At 39.0% G+C, this 19848-nt stretch carries 24 protein-coding genes and 1 tRNA gene; 9 read left to right on the forward strand and 16 right to left on the reverse strand.

Features of this window, described 5'->3' with window-relative positions; genetic code table 11:
* Positions 1-323: 323 nt before the first annotated feature.
* Positions 324-1016, forward strand: coding sequence for a DUF421 domain-containing protein (locus QFZ73_RS04640; protein ID WP_307263526.1), 693 nt, complete (start codon positions 324-326; stop codon positions 1014-1016).
* Positions 1017-1191: 175 nt separating this feature from the next.
* On the opposite strand, the gene QFZ73_RS04645 is transcribed toward QFZ73_RS04640, so the two are convergent.
* The 4 genes from QFZ73_RS04645 to QFZ73_RS04660 all read right to left on the reverse strand — a co-directional run bounded on the left by QFZ73_RS04645 (position 1192) and on the right by QFZ73_RS04660 (position 4300).
* Positions 1192-1716: a type 1 glutamine amidotransferase domain-containing protein gene (locus QFZ73_RS04645; protein ID WP_307263529.1), complete on the reverse strand. Its 525-nt coding sequence runs from the start codon at positions 1714-1716 to the stop codon at positions 1192-1194.
* Positions 1717-1827: 111 nt separating this feature from the next.
* Positions 1828-2565, reverse strand: coding sequence for a tRNA pseudouridine(38-40) synthase TruA (gene truA / locus QFZ73_RS04650; RefSeq protein WP_307263532.1), 738 nt, complete (start codon positions 2563-2565; stop codon positions 1828-1830).
* A 520-nt stretch (positions 2566-3085) separates the two neighbouring features.
* Positions 3086-3157: transfer RNA gene (locus QFZ73_RS04655), tRNA-Val, on the reverse strand.
* 585 nt (positions 3158-3742) lie between these two features.
* Positions 3743-4300 carry a hypothetical protein gene (locus QFZ73_RS04660; protein WP_251431278.1) on the reverse strand — a complete coding sequence of 186 codons (558 nt, stop codon included), beginning with the start codon at positions 4298-4300 and terminating at the stop codon, positions 3743-3745.
* 773 nt (positions 4301-5073) lie between these two features.
* Between QFZ73_RS04660 and QFZ73_RS04665 the strand changes: the two genes are divergently transcribed.
* Positions 5074-5217 (forward strand): H-type small acid-soluble spore protein, encoded by a 144-nt coding sequence (locus QFZ73_RS04665; protein ID WP_307272590.1) that lies wholly within the window; start codon positions 5074-5076, stop codon positions 5215-5217.
* Between the two features lie 621 nt (positions 5218-5838).
* Positions 5839-6060, forward strand: a complete 222-nt coding sequence (locus QFZ73_RS04670) for a hypothetical protein (RefSeq protein ID WP_076367067.1) — start codon at positions 5839-5841, stop codon at positions 6058-6060.
* 17 nt (positions 6061-6077) lie between these two features.
* On the opposite strand, the gene QFZ73_RS04675 is transcribed toward QFZ73_RS04670, so the two are convergent.
* A complete protein-coding gene (locus QFZ73_RS04675; protein WP_251431287.1) occupies positions 6078-6635 on the reverse strand; it encodes a phosphatidylglycerophosphatase A family protein in 558 nt (185 codons plus the stop codon).
* Between the two features lie 189 nt (positions 6636-6824).
* Here QFZ73_RS04675 and QFZ73_RS04680 point away from each other — a divergent pair, with 189 nt between their 5' ends.
* From QFZ73_RS04680 to QFZ73_RS04705, 6 genes are all read left to right on the forward strand, one after another.
* Positions 6825-7547: an alpha/beta hydrolase gene (locus QFZ73_RS04680; RefSeq protein ID WP_251431290.1), complete on the forward strand. Its 723-nt coding sequence runs from the start codon at positions 6825-6827 to the stop codon at positions 7545-7547.
* An 89-nt stretch (positions 7548-7636) separates the two neighbouring features.
* Positions 7637-8152, forward strand: a complete 516-nt coding sequence (locus tag QFZ73_RS04685; RefSeq protein ID WP_251431293.1) for a YjcG family protein — start codon at positions 7637-7639, stop codon at positions 8150-8152.
* A 4-nt stretch (positions 8153-8156) separates the two neighbouring features.
* Positions 8157-8585: a GNAT family N-acetyltransferase gene (locus QFZ73_RS04690; protein ID WP_307263541.1), complete on the forward strand. Its 429-nt coding sequence runs from the start codon at positions 8157-8159 to the stop codon at positions 8583-8585.
* Between the two features lie 160 nt (positions 8586-8745).
* Complete coding sequence (locus QFZ73_RS04695) at positions 8746-9009, forward strand: hypothetical protein (protein ID WP_207437760.1); 264 nt, start codon at positions 8746-8748, stop codon at positions 9007-9009.
* Positions 9010-9244: 235 nt separating this feature from the next.
* Positions 9245-9733: a spore coat protein gene (locus tag QFZ73_RS04700; RefSeq protein WP_251431300.1), complete on the forward strand. Its 489-nt coding sequence runs from the start codon at positions 9245-9247 to the stop codon at positions 9731-9733.
* A gap of 497 nt (positions 9734-10230) precedes the next feature.
* Entirely contained in the window at positions 10231-12504 is a 2274-nt protein-coding gene (locus QFZ73_RS04705) for an ATP-dependent helicase (protein WP_307263547.1), read from the forward strand.
* Between the two features lie 185 nt (positions 12505-12689).
* Here QFZ73_RS04705 and spoVIF read toward each other — a convergent pair whose 3' ends face one another.
* The 11 genes from spoVIF to mgtE form a co-directional block, all read right to left on the reverse strand.
* The gene (gene spoVIF, locus QFZ73_RS04710) at positions 12690-12944 is read right to left on the reverse strand and encodes a sporulation-specific transcription regulator SpoVIF (protein WP_034314458.1); all 255 of its coding nucleotides are present in this window, start codon (positions 12942-12944) and stop codon (positions 12690-12692) included.
* A gap of 114 nt (positions 12945-13058) precedes the next feature.
* The gene (locus QFZ73_RS04715) at positions 13059-13199 is read right to left on the reverse strand and encodes a YjcZ family sporulation protein (RefSeq protein WP_101224097.1); all 141 of its coding nucleotides are present in this window, start codon (positions 13197-13199) and stop codon (positions 13059-13061) included.
* 101 nt (positions 13200-13300) lie between these two features.
* Positions 13301-13657 (reverse strand): stage V sporulation protein AE, encoded by a 357-nt coding sequence (gene spoVAE, locus QFZ73_RS04720; RefSeq protein ID WP_057278904.1) that lies wholly within the window; start codon positions 13655-13657, stop codon positions 13301-13303.
* Positions 13658-13673: 16 nt separating this feature from the next.
* Positions 13674-14699 carry a stage V sporulation protein AD gene (gene spoVAD / locus QFZ73_RS04725; protein ID WP_307263554.1) on the reverse strand — a complete coding sequence of 342 codons (1026 nt, stop codon included), beginning with the start codon at positions 14697-14699 and terminating at the stop codon, positions 13674-13676.
* A 3-nt stretch (positions 14700-14702) separates the two neighbouring features.
* A complete protein-coding gene (gene spoVAC, locus QFZ73_RS04730; RefSeq protein WP_251431311.1) occupies positions 14703-15173 on the reverse strand; it encodes a stage V sporulation protein AC in 471 nt (156 codons plus the stop codon).
* Positions 15174-15190: 17 nt separating this feature from the next.
* Complete coding sequence (locus QFZ73_RS04735; RefSeq protein WP_251431314.1) at positions 15191-15688, reverse strand: YhcN/YlaJ family sporulation lipoprotein; 498 nt, start codon at positions 15686-15688, stop codon at positions 15191-15193.
* A 289-nt stretch (positions 15689-15977) separates the two neighbouring features.
* The gene (locus tag QFZ73_RS04740; protein WP_307263560.1) at positions 15978-16343 is read right to left on the reverse strand and encodes a DUF1360 domain-containing protein; all 366 of its coding nucleotides are present in this window, start codon (positions 16341-16343) and stop codon (positions 15978-15980) included.
* A gap of 14 nt (positions 16344-16357) precedes the next feature.
* Positions 16358-16927 carry a hypothetical protein gene (locus QFZ73_RS04745; protein ID WP_307263563.1) on the reverse strand — a complete coding sequence of 190 codons (570 nt, stop codon included), beginning with the start codon at positions 16925-16927 and terminating at the stop codon, positions 16358-16360.
* Between the two features lie 11 nt (positions 16928-16938).
* Complete coding sequence (locus QFZ73_RS04750) at positions 16939-17253, reverse strand: hypothetical protein (protein ID WP_063232167.1); 315 nt, start codon at positions 17251-17253, stop codon at positions 16939-16941.
* Between the two features lie 297 nt (positions 17254-17550).
* Positions 17551-18324 carry an enoyl-ACP reductase FabI gene (gene fabI, locus QFZ73_RS04755; RefSeq protein WP_251431321.1) on the reverse strand — a complete coding sequence of 258 codons (774 nt, stop codon included), beginning with the start codon at positions 18322-18324 and terminating at the stop codon, positions 17551-17553.
* Positions 18325-18457: 133 nt separating this feature from the next.
* Positions 18458-19834, reverse strand: coding sequence for a magnesium transporter (mgtE, locus tag QFZ73_RS04760; RefSeq protein WP_251431355.1), 1377 nt, complete (start codon positions 19832-19834; stop codon positions 18458-18460).
* Positions 19835-19848: the final 14 nt, after the last annotated feature.

Raw genomic sequence — 19848 nt, forward strand, 5'->3', positions numbered from 1 at the left:
CAAAGTATTTTGATACTATTATTCGAATGAATTTCTTAATCGATACCAAGTAAACATATCCATGGATTAATTTAAACCAAATGAAAAGAAGCAAGTAATGAGCTACTTGCTTCCAGAGATTTCACTTATCTTGAATGCCTGGTTTAAAAGGAAGTTGTTACATAATTATGATTAATTCTTCTTGATCTATCGCACCCATTGAATAAACCTAAATTTATGTAAGATGGGTTCTTTTCCTTTTTTATTTTACATAATAAACGCAAAGGTGCAAGAACATACTATCACAAACGAACTGTTGGGAGTTTTGTAAGGGAGAAATAGTCATGTCAGAAGCTGTTGAAATCATCTTTCGAACCTTTACATCTTTTATTTTATTATGGGTATTTGTCCATCTCCTCGGTAAACAGACGATTGCCCAGAGGACCTATCACCTTTATATTGCTTCAATTACGATGGGGACAATTGCAGGAAATCTAGCATTCAATATTAAAATTAAATTCCTGTATTTTATCATTGCAATTATTATTATGGGTACCGTCGTTTTTATGCTGAATCTTCTAGCGGTTCGAAATCCGCGCTTCGGGAAATGGATTGCTGGAGAACCTGCTACTTTAATTCAAAAAGGAAAAATTCTCGAAGAGTCAATGGAACGAATGGGGTATTCACTGGATTCTCTTAAACAGGCTTTGCGTGGAAAAGATATCTTCAACATAGAAGAAGTCGAATGTGCCATTTTAGAGATAAATGGCTCCCTCTCTGTATTAAAAAAAGAACAATACCAAAATACCACCAAGCAGGATTTACCTTTACTGCCCTCCTCAGGAACTGTACCGATTGAACTGGTCTATGACGGGAAGATCTTATATGATAACTTATACAAACATACCTACGACGACGAATGGTTAATGGCTGAACTCAAAAAAAGAAACCTTGTTGTTTTTGATATCTCGTATGCTGTCGTAGGGACGAAAGGAAATTTGTATATAGATTTGATTAAGGATCATTCGAGGGAATAATCTTTTGCATTTAGTGAGTATCATAGTCAAAATTAAAAATAAATATCTTAACAATGATCCGGCCTATATCATGGTTTGACCAATATACAGCTTCAGATATTCCATAATTGGATAGCAGGAATAATAAAAGTGGTTTTTCCAGAAAGAAAAAACCACTTTTTCAGCCTATGATGATTTAACTCTTTTCAATCACGTTTATCAATTCCCTTAAATAATCCGGCAGATCAGGCGGACGCCTGCTTGATACAAGGTTTCCATCTACGACGACGGGCTTATCTATCCAAGTTGCCCCTGCATTTTCCATATCATCTTTAATGCCCGGTGTACTCGTTACATTCTTCCCATGTAAAATTTTAGCGGAGATCAACACCCAACCAGCGTGACAAATTTGTCCAATGGTTTTTTTATTTTCTTCCATGCTTTGGATAAGTGATATCACTTCGGGAAACCGGCGAATTTTGTCAGGTGCCCATCCGCCCGGTACAAGAATGGCATCATATTCTTCAGCTTTAATACTGCCATACTCATAATCAGATAAAGCTGGTACACCATATTTTCCAATGTATGTTTCATTCGCCTTTTCTCCAGCGAGGTGAACAATCGCTCCTTCTTCTTTTAGTCGTAAAATCGGATACCAGAGCTCTAAATCTTCAAAATCATGGTGCACAAGACTGATTATTTTCTTTCCTGCTAATCTCATGAAAATCTCTCCTTCTTTTGTCCTATTCCCCTGTACCATTCTTACCTATTACTTCCCTTTTTCTACTGCCTGTACACTTTACATGCATTAACCGATGCATCATTATTTGGTCTAAAAATCAACCTTTACCAAGTATAACCCAGCTGCCTCCGCCATACGACCCGTCTGGATTCTTTCTTTTGACTCTAAAATACTTGGTATATTTTCAGCATCGATTTCATCCAACCCAACTTCTATTAACGTCCCGACAATCTTTCTAACCATATTATAAAGAAATCCATCGCCTCGCACTGTAATTTGGATGAAGCCGGCATTTTCTTCTATTTCAATGGAATATATTTCACGCACCATGGATTTTTTCTTGGACTTTGCATTTGAAAAAGCAGTGAAATCATGTTCACCTATAAAATGTTGACATGCTTTTTTCATTTTTGTGATATCCAGCTTTTTCTCAACATGCATACTGTACTTTCGCATGAAAGGATTTGTATATTGCTCGTTCCAGATCTTATACAAATAGGTTTTATCCTTAGCATTATAACGGGCATGAAAACGTTCAGGAACTAGCCTAACCTCGACAATGCTGATATCTCTTGGTAAATATCTATTCAAATAATTCATGATTTCAGCCTCAGTCAGATTTCCACCGATCTTAAAATTGGCGATTTGAGCAAAGGCATGTACACCGGCATCCGTTCTGCTGCATCCAATGATCTCGATTTTTTCCCCTACCATTTCCGTTAATACATTTTCTATTTTTCCTTGAATCGTATCCTCACTATTACCGAGTCGTTGCCAGCCTTTATAGCGCCCGCCATCATATTGAATGGTCAATTTATAATTGTTCATTGCTTCCTCCTTATTTTATTACTGTATAGTCATCTAAACAGAAAATTCTTGGGTAAAATACAAGCCCCCCATACAACTCCTGCTGTATGAGGGAACGGATGGTCTTTCCTTAGAAACATATTTAAAATGTTAAGATGTGTTAATGGGTTTTGTATCATAGTGTAATGAGTTTTTGTCCCTTTATTCCTTTACTTCCACAAGTCTACAGTGAATGCAGTAAAAGGAGTTCCATTTTCATGTTTCGTTTGGGAGCACCCCACCGCTTAAAAGGACCATGATTTATGTAAAGATCATATCTTATTTATGCCATTCGATAGTAAATCCCAGCTATCAAAGTGAAATGCACTTCTGCATAGTGTACCAAAGTGGCTAACGTCATGCAATGAACGATTCACCGTCACGTGCAGTTTCCGTACAACTTTGTGCAATGCATACACAACACAGGAAAAAATAAATGGAAGCGAAAACAAAAAAGACCCAAATCCTTGTTATATCAAGGATTTGAGCCTTTGTTAGTTGATGACCTGTGAGGGATTCGAACCCACGACCCCTTCCCTGTCAAGGAAGTGCTCTCCCACTGAGCTAACAAGTCGTATGTAAGCCAAGCCCTTTAGAGCTTGCTTTTAAACCTTATTTAGTTGCCGAATTCTTTTCTGAACAAGATTTATTATATAGTGGTATTCAAAATAAAACAAGTAGTTTTGCTAAAAAAGTTTTTGTCGTAAAGTGGTCTGAGAAGTTAATCCTTGAAAGTTGCAGGCTTGTAAGAACCAGTTCAGTAAATTAAACGATTACATCTTCATGAGTTCCCTATACATCTTCTTAAAAAAACAACATGAGCCAAATTGAGGACGTATCTTTTCTTTATAGTCAGATACTGTTGTTGTCTTTATTTTTGTCATTCTACTGAGAGGATGACACTGAGTAAGGTCATTGTTTTTGAGAACTTGTTCAAGAGAGTTTACTCTTTTTTCTCGATAACCGTTTTTTTGAATAAAGTCAAAGAAAAAAGAAACCAGCAGGATCTGACCCCAAAATTTCTCAGAATAGAATCCAACTAACCTTTTATGAGGAGAATCCTAGGTCCTACCCATAAGTTTTACGCAACTTCAAATAACAAATATGATGTCTAGGCGCTCAATCTAAGACTTAAGCAAAGAAAAGCAAAAAAAGATCTTTACATGGGAGATGGGAATCTAGCAGCTTGAAAGTTAGTTAAAGGTGCCTCTGCTAAAATTTCTCCGTTTGCACCTGCGCTAAATATTACTTGTACCCGATCTCCTGCTTGTAACTGAAGGATTGTAGTAGCCGATAGTCCAATAGGTCTTGATTTCTCAAAGAAGCCATTATCAATATCTAAATCATCTCCGTTTACGTTAATTGAAATGGATGCGATATATCCTTCTTTTGAAGAATGCTTTTTCTTGTCTTTTGACGAATGATTTTTTTTACAATAATCACAATTGCAACTATTTTTTTTGCAATATTCACAGTTACAATTTTCTTTTTTGTTTTTTGAGGAATTATCGCTTTTACTTTTTGACGGACAAAATGAGACTTTTGCTATTATCTCATAAATTCCATCCTTAGTTGGAATAAATGTTGATATATGCGGATTATATTCATTTGCTAAATCAAACTGTTCAGTTTGGTATAAAACTTTTACAGAGGGAGTAACCGCTGCTTCGTAAAGTTGTGGTGTGTTCTTATTAGCCTTAAACGCAGATGTTCTCACTAGATTTTGTTTCTTATAGTCACAGTGACAGTCATTATGTTTCTTATGGCACAAATGGCAGTCATCCGGTTTCTTTTGATCACAAATACAGTCATTGTGTTTCTTATGGCAACAATGACAGTCATCCGGTTTCTTATGAACACAAATACAGTCATTGTGTTTCTTATGGCAACAATGACAATCGTCCGGTTTCTTTTGAACACAAATACAGTCATTGTGTTTCTTATGACAAGAATGACAATCATCGGGTTTCTTTTGATCACATTTCTTATTAAGATATGTGGTGTCTACAAAGGAATTACAATGTGGAATAAGAATATGATTTTTAATGATAATCACCTTTTTCTTTTTTTATTTTCGGGTTATTTTATTCATTAAAAGAAGAGATGTTTGTACAATATGGTACAAAAGTGAAAATAAATCTAACCCAAACAGCAAAAATCCACTGGTTTATATACCGTTTTTAAGAAGGTTGGTTGTTAACAAAAAGGGGTTGAAGTAATATTAACTTTTTAAATTTATTCAAACACTAACTAACAGGTAAGCTAGTTCATTAAGTAAACACTAAAGAAGAACACAATAAGTGGTCTCTTTTATTTGTTCAAAATCAACTATGAAAATTAATGTTACCTTGAGTGTTGTACTCAACGTTCAATGTATTTATAAGGATAGGTATCCAAATGTCGCTAGGATACCATTCGTTTACTAATGAGGAAATTCTAAGAGACTAATAATAAGGAAGGGATTTTTGTGCATGGTAATCGTGGAAATAGATTCTTTCTTCTACATCTGACATTGAGGTGAGGTATAATGTCACTTCAGTTTGGATTGATGAAGAACCAGCTACTGTACTTCTAAGAGGACCGTTAGAAGAAAGGTCAGAAGTTGAAGAGCTTAAAGAAGTTACAAAACATTAACCACCCTTCACAATCCCGAACAAGAATACACGTTGCGGAGTACCCTTGGTCTTGAGTTATTCCTTCTTCCTCAGTCCAGCTCTGAATCATTAAAAGCTTTTTGCAACCACTGAGGGTTGTCTCTCTTCATCCCTCTAGTTCCTAATCATGAATGAATTTTTTGAAAGCAAATCAAATCAACAAAAAATCACTTTTCTTTTTGAAATAGAAAGAAAAGTGATTCAGAAGTTTATTATTTGTAAAGCCGTTAAGGATTGAACTGAAAGTGTCGATACATGACTACTTTTCATCTCGTAAGCTTCATTAACTTGAAATCATTGGTGTTAAAGGACAAGAGCTTTAATGTGGAATAAACTCTACCAGCCTTCCCAGTCAAGGAAGTGCTCTCCCACTAAGTTAACAAGTCGTATGTAATGACTAACTAGTAAGATACTTAAAATACATAATTTGTTATATGTTTTTTTATTAAAAAGTCAACGCATTATATTAAAAAAGTTTTAACTTTAACTTATTTTATTTCCCCTCACCAAAAAACGAACTAACGTTCCTTTTTAACTTGCATATAAAACGTACGTTCGCATATAATGATAGCAAGCTAAGTCAGCAAAGGAGTGACAGGGAATGAAATATATACTTCGTAAACATATGGAAGAAAATGCTCCATTGGAGATAATTTATCTCTCCGAACAAGGGAAGATTACGCAGCGGAAAATTCAGGTGCTTGAAATTTATCCAGGCCATATTCACGCATTCTGTTTTCTAAGGCAGACAAAACGGACGTTTAAAGTGGCCAATATCCTTTCTGCCCGCCTCATTAAGGCAAGGTTTGACAGGTCTGGATGAAGATTGTTAATCAAGGTTCAACCTATTAACTCTTCTTCTTCCTGGATGTCCTTTTCCTGTTCAGTTAACGATTCTTCTTCATCTCTCAGACGATGAGCTAACCTTGAGGCGGCACTCGCGGCAATGCTTGCAACGATATCATCCAGGAAGGTATGCACGATTCCTTCCTGCTTCTTATCAAGTTCGTGTATGACGCCTATTTTATTTTTATCCAAATGTCCAAAGGTCGTTACAGCAATGCTTCCGTAGCCGAGTACTGCACCAAAGGCAATCGTTTCATCCACCCCGAATAGCCCTTCATCAGATTCAACAATCGATTGCAGGGGTTCTGATAGCTTTTTTTGCTCTGCCAGTTTATCCAGCTCCACACCGACTAAAATGGCATGTTGAATTTCCCTTTTCAACAGGACACGCTCAACGCTGTGGACGCATTCCTCCAGCTTAAGGTCAGCTTTGTACGGGAACTGCAATTCATAGACGATTTTTGCAATTGCCTCCACACTGACACCACGCTCTAATAATGTTCGCTTAGCCGCCTTTGTTACTTCCCTGCTATGTACGTGTACATCTGCCATTTTATTCGCCACCTTTTTTGTATTATTTTTCTATATCCTTGTATTATATCACCTTATAATTTAAATTTTTAGAAAATATAACGAAAATTTTATATTCTAAATTCTTGTCACGGGAAAAAGTCGCTAGGCTATGCTAAAATAATCAAGTAAGTTGTTTTTCATTATTAATTATCATCGAGGTGCGGAAGAATGAGTTTACGCAAAGGCACAATTAAAGAGTACATGTTTAAAAGCGAAGCTTTAGCAGAAGAATTGGAACTACTTGTTTACTTGCCTGCAAATTTTTCGCCATTGTATAAATATTCGCTTGTGATTGCTCAGGATGGCCGTGATTATTTTCAAATGGGCCGAATTGGACGGGTAGCAGATGAACTGTTAGGGAACGATGAGATCGAGAATATCATCATTGTCGGCATTCCCTATAAAGACCGCTTTGACCGCAGGCGAAAATATCATCCGGACGGGGAACAGCACATTGCATACATACGTTTTCTTGCCCATGAACTTGTCCCGTTTTTAGATGATGAATTCCCAACCTATCAAATGGGGCATGGTCGAACTTTGATCGGTGACTCTCTTGGCGGTACAGTATCTTTATTGGCCGCTCTAAAGTATCCGCATACATTCGGGAAATGCATCATGCAGTCGCCACTTGCCAATGAAGCAGTAATGGATGCTGTACGTAATTTTGAGGATCCGCATCTCCTCGAACTTTACCATGTGATCGGGACTGGTGAAACAGATGTTCCAACTACGGATGGCAACAAGGCAAACTTCATAGAACCCAATAGGGAATTGCATAAATTAATAAACCAAAAAGGATTTCCTTGCTTCTATGAAGAATTTGAAGGTAATCATACCTGGAAATACTGGCAGGCAGATTTAAAACGAGCACTATTGGAAATGTTCTAACTTACTCGAAATCATCTCTTTGAGATGGTTTCAAGTAAAAACATGTCCAACTATAATACAACAATAAAAAATATCAGGAGGTTTTATTTATGAAATATGGTGTTGCAATTTTCCCATCAAAAAAACTTCAAGATTTAGCTAACTCCTATCGTAAACGGTATGATACGAAATATGCTTTCATACCACCGCATCTGACGCTTAAACCAACGTTCGAAGCAACGGATATGGAAATTTCAACAATTGCGGAACAATTAAAAGGCATTGCTCAAAAGTGCAGGCCTTTTACGTTGAGCGTAACGAAAACGAAGTCTTTCCAACCCGTAAGCAATACTATTTATTTCAAAGTGGAATTATCCGAAGGGCTTCAAGAGCTGCATGATGCACTCAACAATGAGGGCTTCATCAAAAGTGAAAGTGAACATGCATTTGTCCCTCATATTACCATCGCTCAAGATTTATCCGATAATGAGCATTCTGATGTTTTAGGCCAATTAAGCATGCTTGACATCAGCCATGAAGAAGAGGTGAAACGAGTTCACTTGCTGTATCAACTTGAAGACGGGGCATGGACCGTTTACGAAACATTTAGATTAGGAGCTGAATGATTTCGTGTTTGTAAAGATTGCAGAGAACAGCCAAGAGCTTGAAAATGCTTATATGATCAGAAAAAAAGTGTTTGTCCAAGAACAAAACGTCCCTCTTGAAGAAGAGATCGATGAATATGAAGAAGAATCTACACATTTCGTTTTATATGATGAGCAGCATCAGCCAATCGGTGCCGGCCGCTTCAGGGTCATCGACAACATCGGTAAAGTCCAGCGAATTTGTGTACTATCATCGGGCCGTAAAAATGGTGCCGGTGCCATGATCATGAAAGCTATTGAGGATTACGCAATCCAGCAGGAAGTTCCTCAATTGAAGCTTGATTCCCAAGTACACGCCATCCCTTTTTATTCGAAATTAGGGTATGAGATCGTTTCCAGCGAATTCATGGATGCTGGCATTCCTCATAAAACGATGAAGAAAACCATTTTATGATATAAAAAAGCTGTCCTTTCAGTCTTCTGATTGGACAGCTTTTTTTTGTTCGTTCATGAACTTAAATTATCGTTTTATTAAAAAAACCATTTCCGTTCAATGGCAATCTACGCAGAAATACATAGTCTATATATAGAAAGCAAGAAGGAGGGAAAATTTTATGGGTAACAATGAATTTAACCTGGAGGAGTCTCAAAAAAGACTGATGGAACTGCTGGTTTCGAGGACTATGAGAAAACATGGTTTCAAAAAGGAAAAAGTCGATCTAACTGAAAGAGAGCGAAACAACCTTAAAGAAACCATTCGTTATTTACAAGAACAATCACTAAAAATCATAAACCAAGAAAAGAACATCACGGAACATGATGTCAATCCAGTTACAAATTCCATTCACAACAAATTCACTGATTCCAAAGATAAATGACGCACCATATCACCTAATCAAACCTTACTTGCTGGCGAGAAATAAGTAAAACGAGACATAGCAGCACTTACATTTCATTCCTAAAGCTCCAGCTTCTTTATTATTCATCCCCCACCCACTAATACTTTATCTAAGTATTTAAAAAATAGACGAATTAACTGATTTATTCGTCCAACCCGATTACCCATCAAAGCATATTTTAATAGGGAATAAAACCTAAGGAGGAAAAAACAACATGAACCAAAATGTATATCGTAGCAACTGTAACACACATGATGACTCTGAAAGATCATGGTCGGCTCTAGATTCCGCTTCCAGACATCCCCTATCAGGATTCTGTAACGACGATGACACAAAGATTGACCAAGAGGCAAGACAGGATAATAATCAAGTTCAGCTTTCTGAAGAACTTATTTACATTAAAGATTCTTGTAATGTAAATATCACTTCAACGGATGTTAAAGCGGCCCTTTCTCTACAAGCTGCTCTACAAGCTGCAATTGCGGTCATCGTAAGCATTTCCATTGCAGATGCTGATAATGCTGAAAAGATTACTCAAGAATTAATCCAATCTTCTAATGTTAAACAAATCACGCGCCAAAAAACAATTGTTGAAAACAGCCGTGATATCGACATTACAACAACTGATGCACAAATCGCTCTAAACATCCAACTATTACTGCAACTATTGTTAGCTCTAATCGTTGAAATCGACATTCTATAAGAAATCAACACAAAAAGGACACTCACGTGTCCTCTTTTGTCTTTCATGGAAGAACTAGACAATTCCGTTGAAAAGCCTTCCTTTTCCTGTCATTTCACCCATTAAATCTTCACTTACCCTCATGCCCATTTGATATTTATATGTGCCTGCCATATGTACTTACCCGATCAATATCTTGATTTTGATGTAATCCTTCAACGCTTCCCCTTTCCTTATCCAACAACTGATCAAAACGGATAGGTTGAATGGGTGTCGTTCCTTTAACAATTCTTACTTTCCCTGCAGCTTCGACCGTCCGGTTGGCATATTGAATAAAATCAAATTGTGTGACAGGTGCTATGTATCCCGTGTAACCTCTTTATATTTAAATAGTTATGTTGTCATTTAATTACCCGTCCAGAACAATATTTAAACATGATTTCCGCATTCTTTTTTCCTAATCTTCTGGTATGATGAGTATTGCCGATATTTTTAATAGATTAGAGGTATCCATTTATATGAATCAAGCAAAATCTGGCAATGAAATCGTACATTTACATACCGTTTCAGCTGGTGAGCTGCAGACACTTTTTGAAAAAGGAAAACGTGATCAGCTTTCTTGTATCATTTGTCATAAACCAGTGAAATTATTTATTGGAATCCATGAGACACCTTATTTTTATCATGGTGACCCCTCCCAGGGACCCTGTGATATGCCAATTTCAGAACCAATAAATGAGGACAAGCCATTAGAATATATGGAACAGAATGGATTTAGGATTCCTACATCGCGAACCATTACGGAAACAAAAACCATTACAGAACCTTTCCTTAAAAGCCGGCCCATAACCGGCAATCCGAAATATTCAGATAAACCATATGGCCTGGCACAATCAGAGGAACCATACTTTCAAGAATTATCCTCATCAGGGGTTGTTCTCGATGCAGAGCAACTCAAGGCGGTAATGACGATCGATGGTCCCATTCTCGTCCTTTCAGGAGCAGGCAGCGGGAAAACCCGCGTATTGACGGTTCGTACTGCTTATATGCTTACAGTGAAAAAGATTGATCCAAAAAGTATCATGCTTGTAACATTTACGGCGAAATCCGCAAAGGAAATGCAGCAGCGTCTGCTCGGCTATCCCTATATGACTCCTTCCCTTGTTTCTCAAATCGTTAGCGGGACCTTTCATAGCATCTTTTATAAAATCCTGATTTTCCATGAACCAGCCAAATGGCAGCGCGATTTCCTATTGAAGTGGGAGTGGGAAAAAGAAAAGGTATTGAAACAGGCTGGCAGGGAATTGGAACTTGAAGATAAGGAATTTGCATATGATCAAGCCCTTCAACAAATTGGGCTTTGGAAAAACTCATTGGCCTTTCCAGAAGATATTCACCCTAAGGACGATTGGGAGAAATCGTGTTTATTTTTATATAAGAAATATGAAGAATATAAACAGCAAACAGGGAAGTATGATTTCGATGATATGCTTGTAGGCTGTTATGTATTTTTAAAAAATCACCCGGATTTTTTAAAGAAATATCAGCAAAGGTTTAACTATTTTTTGGTAGATGAGTTTCAGGATATCAATAAAGTTCAATATGAATTGATAAAACTCCTCTCTGCTGAATCAAAAAATGTATGTGCAGTTGGAGATGATGATCAATCCATCTATTCATTCCGGGGAAGCGATCCGAAGTATATATTGAATTTCAATCATGATTTCCCTCGATCCCAAGTTGTGAAGCTGACGGAGAATTACCGCTCTTCCCATGAAATTGTCGCTACAGCGAACAGATTGATCAAGCGCAACCAGAACCGGATGGAGAAAAAGATGAGGGCACAGCATGATTCAGGAAATCCCCCTGTTTTATTTTATCCTTATGACGAGGAATTGGAAGCAACGATGATCGTATCCGATATCCAAGAGAAAATATCCAAGGGAGCAAACCCTGGGGACTTTGCAGTATTGTACAGGACATACACGATGTCCAGGGCCATTTTTGAACGGCTAGCCGCTTCCAACCTGCCATTCGTCATTGAAAAGGATGCGGATTCGTTTTATCAGCGCAGGATCATTCGCGGCATGCTTGCCTTTATGCGCTTGAGTTTGTTCCCGCATGACAGCAAGGCAGCATCTGATGTCCTTTCCTCCTTATTCTTAAAGCAAAGTATATTACAGGAGTTAAAAGCAATGACAATATTGCAGGATTGTGATTTCATCGATGCATTTGCTTTCGTTAAGACAGGACATGCTTTTCAAGAACGAAAATTAAAAACGATTCCAGGACAAATCCGCTCTTTAAAAAATTTGTCGCCACTCGTAGCTTTAGAAATCATCGAGAAAGATTTAGGATACCAGGAATATGTAAAAAAACGCGGAAATGATGCGAACCTGGAAAAAGGGGCCGATGACATCCGTGACTTAAAGGTGGCAGCAAATCGTTTTCCCACCGTCGCCGCTTTCCTTGAACATGTCGATCATATGACTGCGATGGTCCAAGAGATTAAACAGCTATCGAAACATTTTAAGGATGCCATACAGCTTACCACCATACACCGTTCCAAAGGGCTTGAATATCAAACCGTTTATGTCCTTGCTGCTGTCGATGGCAGCATTCCTCATGATTTCGCACTTGAATCTTATCGAAAAGGGGAACTATCCCCTCTTGAAGAGGAAAGACGATTGCTCTATGTAGCGGCAACCAGGGCTAAAAAGGATCTTTACCTTTCCATCCTGCAAACCAGACGCGGACGGACCGCCCATCCATCACGTTTCCTGAAGCTTTGACCAAAAGCTGATGCTATCCATCTTTGGAAATGGAAGGATAAAACAAAAAGGGATTCGGAATGGTCTCATCCCGAATCCCTTTCACGACTTTAAAACAAGACTTGGTTATACTCCATGATTTTTTACTGTTTTTTTCTTTGAGTTTGTCTACAGTCTGAAGGCCTGCATGATAGCAGGCCTTTTTGTCACTTTTTATTTATCATATTGGAAATAGTCCCGAAATCCAGTTTATTCCCTTCAGCTACGATGGAATGGACGATTTTATCTTCCGTTTCCTTATTGACCGGTTTGTTCGCTATTTTTGATACACGCTTAATAACGTTTCTAACTGTTGTTTCATCTTTGAAATTGGCTCCTTGCAGCGAGTTTGCCAATTCTAATACATCCTTCATATTTACGCCCGTTTTACCTTCTATGTTTTTAAAAAAGTTATTATCCATACATAAGCCCCTCCCTTTTCTGTACCTATCCTATGGCATTATCAGAAAAATGGTGCTAGGCCCATACAAATTAAAAATAAAAGGAATAGGCTTCTTCTGCCTATTCCTTTTATTTTAGCAGAAAGAAGCCCCTACAATGATCAATAGGATAAATAATACAACGATTATCGCGAAAGTAGAACCACCGCCACCGTATCCTCCGCCGTATCCATAACCGCTGCCGCCACAACAACCGTAGCCACCATAACCAAACATCTATATCACCTCGCTCTCGCTAAAGCTTACTGATAACATATGTAGGTCTGGACAAATATGTATAGGCCATGTCCTAATCCTGGCTGCCTATTTAGCTTATTTTATCCTTTTGGTCTGAAAACCAAAGCTCCGATGAATCCAAAGATGATTGCTGCAGAGATACCGGAACTTGTAATTTCAAACATACCAGTCAGTACGCCAACTAGACCATGCTTTTCCGATTCCATCATTGCCCCGTTCACCAGCGAGTTCCCAAACGAAACGATCGGTATGGTTGCTCCAGCACCGGCAAAGTCAACAAGCGGCTCATATAAATCAAATCCGCCAAGAACAGCTCCTATTACAACGAATAAGCTTAACGTATGTGCTGGTGTCAGCTTAGCGACATCGAAAAGAAGCTGGCCGACTACACAGATCAAGCCACCGATGACAAAGGCCCAAAAAAACATTGCTAACATCGAAATCTCTCCTTTTTCATGAATTCATCCCATATTCAATGGCTACCGCATGGGCAATGCACGGAATCGTATCTTTTTGCTGGACGGAAAGTGGTGACAATAATGCTCCTGTTGCGACAAGCAGGATTTTTTTATATTTACCAGAAATCATTTCATTTAGTATATGACCGTATAAAACCACTGCCGAACATCCCGCACCGCTCCCGCCAGCCAAAACAGGCTGATCCTTTTTAAAAATCATCAATCCGCAATCCTTGAATTTTTCCTGATTGATGCCATAGCCCTTTTGCTTTAATAAGTCAATGGCTGTCTTCCTTCCTATTTGACCTAAATCACCGGTAATGATGAAATCATAATCATCCGGGGTCAAACCAGTATCTTTGAAATGGGCAAGTATCGTATCGACGGCAGCCGGTGCCATCGCTCCCCCCATATTGAAAGGATCTTTCAATCCCATGTCAATGACCTTTCCGATAGTGGCCGAGACAATATGGGGAAATTCCCCTTGCTTGCTTCCATTAGGAGCAACCAGCGCCACCCCCGCTCCTGTTATCGTCCATTGGGCTGTAGGTGGTTTTTGCCCTCCGTATTCAGTGGGATAGCGAAATTGTTTTTCAACAGCTGCATTGTGGCTCGAGGCGCCTGTCAACACATAGTTAGCCCCGCCATAATTAGTGATGAAGGCAGCTAGAGCGAGCCCTTCCATTGAAGTGGAACAGGCTCCAAACAAGCCGAAATATGGAATTCCATTAGTTCTGGCTGCAAAACTTGTAGGTGTAACCTGATTGATTAAATCACCCGCCAAGAAAAATTGTACCTGTTCCCTCTCGACCTTACCTTTTTCCAATGCAAGCTCAACCGCTTTTTCCATCAAATGTCGATGAGCCTTCTCATATGAATCCTGCTCCATCCACAAATCGTCGTATAGAATATCGAAATCACCCGCGATTTCTCCATTTGCTTCAAATGGACCGCCTGTTACTCCTGTATCCAAGATGACCGGCTTATTGGTGAAAATCCATGATTGTTTTCCCTTTAACACCGCTTAGCCCCCAATCATTTGATAAATCGTTTTTATCAATGCCACGACAAAGGCTGAAAATACTCCAAATAAAATGACCGATCCGGCCAATTTAAACATATTGGATCCAACACCAAGTACAAAACCTTCCGTCCGATGTTCGATTGCTGCCGAAATGACTGCGTTACCGAATCCTGTAACAGGGACGGCACTTCCTGCCCCACCAAACTGGCCAATGCGGTCGTAAAATCCGAAACCGGTCATCAAAAGAGCCAGGAACACCATGGTAGCAGTTGTCGGACCACCGGCTGTCTGTTCCGTAAAGTTGAAAAAGTAAATATAGAAGTAGGAAATGGCTTGTCCCACTATACAGAAAATGCCACCTACTAAAAAGGCTTTCAAACAATTCTTCAATATTGGTCTTTTAATTTCATGCTTCCCTTGGAGCTCTTGATACGCATCCTGAATTGGGGTCGTTTTGTCCTTGCCGCTCATTGTGCTGAACCTCTCTTCTAAATTAATTCTTTTTGAAGTTCTTCAATTTCCTTGAACTTCTTCCTTGCCTTTTTCTCGGGTACATCCTTCTCCTTGAGTAACTCGTTCAATCTTACAGATTCCAAAAAGATTTTATAATCGCTTGATACGATAAAATCATTTTTGGGAAACTTCTCTTCCAGATTTTCAGTCACAGTCTTTTCAATTTTCTTCATATGAAAACGTTTTAAGTGCTTAACTTTATAAGCGACGATAATCTTTTTTTCGTTTTTCACGACGATCACGTCATAGATCGTGTCTTCATTAGCAACTGTTTCCTTGACCTTTGAAATCAGTCCCTTTTCATCCTTCTCATCCATTCCATTAATGATATCCATCGGTTCAGGATTCGTACGTTTAATCATTGCTAAATTCTCCGTTTTTCCATCATTCTTATTGCTGCATGCAGTAAGCACACACAAAACAACTATAAAAACCAGCAGGCTGCCCTTAAAATACCTTCCTTGTCTGAACATTGAATCACATCCTAATTTATCGTTCTATTGTTATTTTCTTGTTTATCTGTTTTTTTATGAATGGTAGGATTAGGAAATAAAAAACCTTTCCAAAGCGGAAAGGTTTTTTTACTCAATAGCCTTTATTTTTATTTTTATTATTACAGCCACAGTCTTTTTTGATTTTGACCGGCTGATCTTTTTTTATCGGTTTGGCATAAGCCCATGGATTCTGTTTCTGATTCAATTAATGACCCCTCCTTTAAGATCTATAACATACTATATGAACGAAGAGACAAGTTGTTTCCAATCAAATGTCCATAATTTTGCTGATTATGACCTCAATAATCGCTCCTACTGCCGCTACGGCAAGGATTAATATCAGTACGTCGCCAATAAACCAATGTTGGATATAAAGAAAAACCAGAAAAAGACTGACCCAGACACCAACGCACCAAAAACAGCTTAGCAATTGTCCAAACCAGCCAAGCAGGCCCTTTTCCTTGGGCATTAAAAATATTTCCACATCTCCTTCTTCATTTTTTTCCACTATCTCTTTAAAAAAGGGGCGACGCAGCGGCTCCATGATTTTATCGAAAACGATCAAGCGTGTCAGCCTGAAGGAAGCCAAGCCTAATATTATAAATAAGGTAAATTCATTTTGTGGGGGAAACATCTAATATTGCTCCTTCACTTGGATTCTTCAATTATTTTGGCATCGCTAATATCCGGCAGACCCACGAAACGAATATGGTTCCCTCTTTTAATCTTCACTGATTCCCCCTTCATTCCCAACACATGAAACTGAAGCGTTTCTCCATTAATAACAGCCTCACATAATGGCTTTGGAAAACCTTGATGATTGGATAGGCGTGAAATGATGTCCCGGGAAGAATCTTTCTTTTCGACCTTTTTCCTTTTCCTCTTAACTGGCTTTTCGTTTTCCTGTTCTATTTGTTCAGGATGTTCCATTTGTTCAGCAGAAGTTTGCTCAGGGACATATTGTTCGGTGATTTTCCGTAATCCCGAAATCTCTTTTTCAATTTCCTTCATGGCATCATAAACACCAAATTCTCGTTTGACTTTTTCGATTTTTTCTTCTTTATCCTCGGCCTCCTGAAGTTCCGGCTCAACGCTGTCTTGAGGTGTACCTTTTTTCGTTCGAAAATCACTTTGCATATTCCCACGCAGATCTGATATTTTTGCTTGATCGACATATAAAAGTGGTTTGGATTCCTTATCGCCATTTTTCTCTGACATGAAAACCCTCCTTAATATTTCAGAATATCCACAGACTGCAGCTGTTCCATCTGGTATTGGACAACTTTTTTCCCGAATTTATGCCTTATGAACAAACTTGATTCTTTTTTTTGTTCCAATTTCCCGAATAGTGTACGGTCATTGATGATGAACTTACATACAGGCTTAGGTGCAAAGGCTGGAAGTCGGGACAATAGCTCCACCAATTCCTCGGCGGTATATGAAGTGCTGATATTTTTTTCATTCAAATTAATTTGTCTCTTCAGCGTATGGTGTATGGTTTGTTTTCCAACAGCACAAGGCAGACCAACTTTCTTCACGTCCATGATCCCCCTCCTTCTTTTTCACGAATAGGGTTGAAAGCAGGTTTTTGCCGATTCTTGCAAACAATGAATATCGGCTCTATGTATCATTTATATGAGGTTCACCCTTCTTTATGCTGGGGATGTGCCACTCCCCAAAAAAAGGACATCAACCAATCTTAAGTATGTTCGGGATTAGCGGGAAAACTAAAACATTTGAAGATGAAAAAATCGGAAAGATTTCAATTGAGGATGCAGCAATTCAAGATATGCAGAGTGGACAATAAAAAAGGGGACCGATATCGGCCCCCTCCTTTACTGTCATCCAATTATATGATAACCAGAATCCACATGGATATTTTCCCCGGTAATTCCGCGGGACATGTCACTTAATAAAAATACTGCCGTATCCCCTACTTCTTCCGGAGTCGTTGTACGACGGAGCGGTGCTTCTTCCTCAATCTTCTTTAAAATTGTATTGAAGTCACGAACACCTTTTGCGGATAAGGTACGGATTGGTCCTGCTGAAATTGCATTCACTCGAATGTTATCTTTGCCAAGATCACTTGAGAGGTAACGGACATTGGCTTCAAGTGAAGCTTTAGCCACTCCCATTACATTATAATTTGGCATGACCCGTTCACCGCCAAGATACGTCATTGTGACAATGCTGCCACCTTCCGGCATGATTTCCTTCGCCGCTTTAGCTACAGCCGTTAAAGAGAATGAACTGATATTATGGGCAAGCAAGAACCCTTCACGGCTCGTGTTGACGAACTCACCGTCCAGCTCTTCCTTGTTGGCAAAGGCGATACTGTGTGCCACGCCATGAATGATACCTGTTTCTTCCTTAATCGTCGCAAAACATTTTTCAATGCTTTCATCCTTCGTTACATCACATTGTAAAATGGTGGAAGGCTCCCCTTCCAATGTAGAAGATAGTTCCCTAACGCTTTTTTCCGTACGGTCTTTTCCGTAAGTGAATATCAGCTTTGCACCTGCTTTATGTAAGGAACGGGCAACTCCCCATGCAATACTTCTTTTATTCGCTACACCCATTATGACAAACGTTTTTCCCTCTAATGAAAAAGTCATCGTATGTGACCTCCTATTTTTAATACAAGTTATTAGTACCTGCTACTAATGATAGTATATCAAAATTCCTTTGATAAAAACACCGTTTTCTAAAGTCCTCTGGTAATAACCCTCCAAGAGGACCTTCTTTGACTTATTGTAAATAGCCCATTAATAATGTTGCTAATCCGAAATAAATCAGAATACTGATAAGATCGTTGATAGTTGTAATGAAAGGACCTGAAGCAACTGCTGGGTCGATTTTCATTTTATGCATGAGAAGCGGGACAATCGAACCGGCAAGTGTGGCAACGATTAGGGTTATGAAAATCGAAATACCGACTAATAATCCTAGCATTAAATCGTTTTGCCAAAAATAAACGATAAAAATGATGGCAATTCCGCATGTCAGGCCAATAATAAGGCCAGTTCCAGCCTCTCGAAGGACTAGTTTCCACTTGCTTTCCTGTTCTAATTCACCTGTTGCGATTCCTCTGACCGCTACTGCCAATGCTTGTGTTCCTGTATTTCCAGCCATGCCGCCAATCAATGGAATAAATACAGCCAGAATCGCTTTTTGGCTTAGTGTCTCTTCGAATCGGCCAATCAAACTCGCAGTCAGCAAACCTAAAAACAAGAGGATGACCAACCATGGCAGCCGTTTTTTTGCAGCTGAAAATGGACTCTTATCAACATGATCAAGATCAGATATACCTGCCAATTTAGAATAATCATCGGATGCCTCTTCATCCATGACATCAATGATATCATCAACCGTAATAATCCCTAACAAATGGTTTTGGAAATCGACGACCGGCACGGCAAGGAAGTTATAGTCCCTTATTTTTCGTGCCACCTCTTCCTGGTCTTCAGATACAGGTACGGAAACTACCCTGTCATCCATTAAATCACCGATTAAAGCATCTTCATCAGCTATGATCAATGTCCTGAGCGATAAAACACCAAGCAGCTTCTTATCCTGATCGGTAACGAACACATAATATATCGTTTCTGCTTCCGGAGCTTCCCTTTTTAAGATCTGCATGGCAGATCGAGCCGTTTCGTTTGCTTCAATTGCAATGAACTCTGTCGTCATGATACTTCCTGCCGTAGATTCCTCATAGTTCAGAAGCTCCTGGATTTCACTTGCCGCTTCATCATCCATGATGGTCAAATAGCTGACGGCCTGCTCATCATTGATTTCATTCAGGACGTCAGCCGCATCATCCGCATACATATGGGAAAGCATATCGGCCGCGTAAGAAGGATTCATTTCAGCCAACAGGCCTTCATAATCCTCTTCATCTATTTCTATATTTTCAAAAAGGTCCGCCATTTCTTCCGGTGACAAATATGTGTAAACGACGGATCTGAATTCATCTGACAAGCTTGTATAAAATTGAGCCTGATCATACGGATGCATTTCAAGGAACTCCGTACGAAACTGTTCTAGATTTTCCGTTTTAAGCGCTTCAAGCAAAAGCTCGTTATTCATTTGAATACTCTCCCTCTCCCGCTCCCGGTCCTTCATCTCCTCCATAACCA

Origin of the sequence: Peribacillus sp. V2I11, assembly GCF_030817135.1 — a bacterium.
GTDB classification, from domain to species: domain Bacteria; phylum Bacillota; class Bacilli; order Bacillales; family DSM-1321; genus Peribacillus; species Peribacillus simplex.